Consider the following 3634-nt stretch of genomic DNA (forward strand, 5'->3'; position numbering starts at 1 on the left):
ATAACAAAGCATATTTAGTGAATTATGAGTCAAGACGAACATTAGGAAAAGTATATACGAGCAGCGCAATAGAAAGTGGTGTTGAGAGTGTTATTAATACTCGATTTAAAAAGAAACACAAGGCGCAATGGAATCGAGAGTCTGCACACAGAGTGTTGCAGCTTAGAACCTCTTTAGCAAGCAATCAATGGGCTCAGGATTGGCAGCTAGTTAGGCAACATATTTATAAAAATGCAGCATAACAACTACATTAGGAATGCTCTCGGTCTAAACTTCTACAACATAGCTATTGTAGTTTAAGTTTTTGTGAATACCAGTGCTATTAGCAAAAAGTTGTCCATTATTTACCTTGTGCTTATTATGTTTACACTATTTATTCGTGCATATTTAACTCTCTTCTAAGATAAGCTATATCAACTTTTGGTTGTGATATGCTACCTTGGTCAATGCGTTGATTGCTCTCCTGGAACTGAGCAAATAAAGTTTCGAGTTTTTCTTTACCTGAAGCAGACTTTGCTGACTCTCGTGGTGTTTTATTATCAAGCGCCGGAATTTGTTCATCTAACCATGATTCCCAATGATTTTTCATCATATCTTCAAGCATTGCTTGTAATTCTGGATGCTCTTTTGGGTCTATGATTGAGGATATCCTATCTTTTTCAGACGAGTTAGATTGTGCTTTTCCTAAGCTATCTTCAATTGACTGTTTGGCTTCTTTTTCAAAAGTAACCATGTCATCTAATAATTCAATAATTTTATCCTTTGCTTTTTCAGCTCTTTCAAGAGAGTTAACATTAATAATGAGTTTATCGCCGTCTATTTTAATATGAGCATAGATTGTATTATCCCACGCCTTATGTTTTTTATTGCCTTTAACAATCCAAGGAAACTCCAGTTCAGTTACCTCACCTTTTTCATTCAAAATGGCATCATTTAATAGATCATCTTCCGTTACTTCATAATTTAACACTGATAGCTGTTTAATTATGATTTGAGCGCTTGAGCTCATTGTGTAATAAAGAGAAACATCGATATAGTCTTCTCCATCAGTATTTTGTAACTTAGGCATTGTTGGGTTTAAGCCTTTTTCCATCGACCCAAAAAAGAAATCACGTATTTCCATATCATATTCAAAGAGAAGTTCATCCGTAATGGCCTGAGGATCATTACCTAAATAATGATCTCTCATCTCAAGAATATTAGCAGCACATGCTGCTGGTAATCCCATTGGATAATGGCCAATCATTATGCTATTTCCATCTAAGGTAATAATCTTAGCATATAAGATTGATCCAATAGATAGCGACTCTGCTCCAGCTCGATCATAAATAATGACCTCACTGTTGCGCAGAAGGTCTTGAAGTCGAACAGTGTGATTTTGAGTCGTTTGTTTAACTTGGTATAGGCTATACTGCGATTTATTTGCTGCATTGAAGTAGCGTTTTTCCATCGGCGTGAAATTTCTGCCGTATTTTTTATAAAACCTTTGAGCTGGTGTCTCATCTTCTTCATTATCGTCATAGGGAATGTAATGAAAAGAAATCCACGGAGCAACAATGCAAGAAAATACGTGTTCTGGATCAATTGAATCACTTGCAATATCATCAAAGTCATAATCACAATAAAACTCTTCAATTGCTTCTTCAACCTCTTCCTTGTCAAAAGTATCGCAAAAATACATAAATATTTTGGGGCTTACTTTATTATCTATTTCTCGCAGTTTAACCGCTGTAAAGCTATGAGTTTGCGAATCAAGTTCAGTTAATAGACAGCATTTCTTATATTTTTTACCTGAACCACAGGGGCATGACTCATTTCTTCCTAATTTAGACATAGCTTTTACCTCAACTGAAAAATTACGTTGCACATTATATCTCTTTATTTGTAAAGGGTGTGAGTATTTTAGTCAGATATCTCCAGAACAGATCAACTCATATTTTGATATTTTGATTTTGGCAAAAATGGCCATTTTCATATGTTGGTCTTATTTTTTAAGTTTATCTTTGTTTCGGTTGTACCACTTATAATAAGTGCGTGGAGAAACATTATTTTCTTTAAGCGCCTGGCGGATTGATTTGGTTTCACTGTTTATATAATCGTTATAAGTGGATAAGCATTTTTGCTGAGTCTCTTTGGTTTGCCCTTTAGGTCTACCACCTTTGTTTGGTGACGCTCTTAATCCTTCAATTGTTCTTTCCCTTAACTTGTTACGCTCAAATTGGGCAATGCCTGATAATATAGTGAAATATAATTCGCCCATCGCAGTAGAGGTGTCAACTTCCTCTTTGAGTGATTTAAATATCACCTTGGTATCTTTAAAATGTTCGATGAGATCAAACAAATCGTTGGTTGATCTACCTAATCGATCATAGCTATGAACAATGACAGTATCACCAGCGCGCAAGCGCGATAGCATGTCCTGAAGGGCAGGGCGCTTAGTGGTGGAACCTGAGGTCTTATCGATAAAAATTTCATCATAGCCATGTTCTTTTAAGTTAACTTCTTGGCGGTCTGTTTTTTGTGAGCGTGTAGATACGCGAGTATAAGCAAATACTTTAGCAGTTGGATTGTCTGATTTTTTATTGACCACTGACAAGCTCCATTGTTTCCTCGATCGCTGATTCAATAAATTGAGCATGTGCATCAACATTATTAAGAGAGGTCAAATATTCCTGACGGTGGTCGTTTGTGATCAATGGTGGCAAGTAATTATTTTTGATTGCCTGATAAGTCATTAGTAATCTACCAACGCGACCATTGCCATCAGCAAAAGGGTGGATACGTTCAAAGCAGATATGAAAATCAGCAATGGCACATAAATCCATATTGGCTTCTGTGCGATAGAGTAGGTTGCCAATATCCTGGTCTATATTTTTAGGTGATGATAGCTGGATATCAACACCTAATATTTGACGTTCATCTTTACGCCATGCGCCAACAGGTCGTTCAATGCGCTCGGGTGAAATCTTCAGTGCTTTATCAAATAGGATGGCATGAATATCTTTTATAAAATCATCATCAAAGCGGTGTCCCATGTTTTCCGCCTCACGTACTACAAAATCAAAGGCATCAGCAAATCCCATAATAACGAGTTGTTCATGGAGTGGTTTATTGGGTGCGGTTATACCACTTTCTAAGAGTCTTTTTGTTTCCCCATAGGTTAGTGTTAATCCTTCAATTGCATTTGAATGATGAGTGATACTGACTCTTAGATTTCGATATAGGTCATTTTTTTGGATAGTGGTTAGCTGTGATAGCTTCATCATAATAGTGACACCAGTTTGTTATACATAAAGATAGATAATGGTATAATTTTAGCTTTTTATTATGTATAACGCAATAGTATAACCAAAATGTTAGATTTAAGCTGGATTGAATCTGATTTTTTGAGGTTAGATTTTGAGTATCGTAAAACGATCGTTTTGTGATAGCTATGTTTTTGTGAGATTGTCAATGAGTTGGCAATTGACATATATCGTGCATTGATGTATAAGTTAGAAAACATAAAGTTATATACAAAATATGATGAGGAATTTAAACAGTAAATTGGTAGCAGATATGTTTAATTGGTCTATTCAGCAATATCAACGATGGAGTATGTTTACGTGATGTGTTACGCATCGGTTTCTGTAAT

3 protein-coding genes and 1 pseudogene are annotated in these 3634 nt (G+C 35.7%); 1 reads left to right on the forward strand and 3 read right to left on the reverse strand.

Annotation, left to right across the window (positions count from 1 at the left end):
- Positions 1 to 242, forward strand: a pseudogene (locus DNK84_RS11970) (hypothetical protein); the annotation flags it as partial.
- A 131-nt stretch (positions 243 to 373) separates the two neighbouring features.
- On the opposite strand, the gene DNK84_RS11975 reads toward DNK84_RS11970, so the two are convergent.
- The 3 genes from DNK84_RS11975 to DNK84_RS11985 form a co-directional block, all read right to left on the reverse strand.
- Positions 374 to 1867, reverse strand: a complete 1494-nt coding sequence (locus tag DNK84_RS11975) for a YecA family protein (RefSeq protein WP_208123325.1) — start codon at positions 1865 to 1867, stop codon at positions 374 to 376.
- A 117-nt stretch (positions 1868 to 1984) separates the two neighbouring features.
- Entirely contained in the window at positions 1985 to 2590 is a 606-nt protein-coding gene (locus DNK84_RS11980) for a recombinase family protein (RefSeq protein ID WP_162902434.1), read from the reverse strand.
- Entirely contained in the window at positions 2580 to 3266 is a 687-nt protein-coding gene (locus DNK84_RS11985) for a Fic family protein (RefSeq protein WP_119344728.1), read from the reverse strand. The genes DNK84_RS11980 and DNK84_RS11985 overlap by 11 nt, the downstream gene beginning before the upstream one ends.
- Positions 3267 to 3634: the final 368 nt, after the last annotated feature.

The sequence above is a fragment of the Facilibium subflavum genome (genome assembly GCF_003574485.1).
GTDB lineage: Bacteria > Pseudomonadota > Gammaproteobacteria > Francisellales > Francisellaceae > Facilibium > Facilibium subflavum.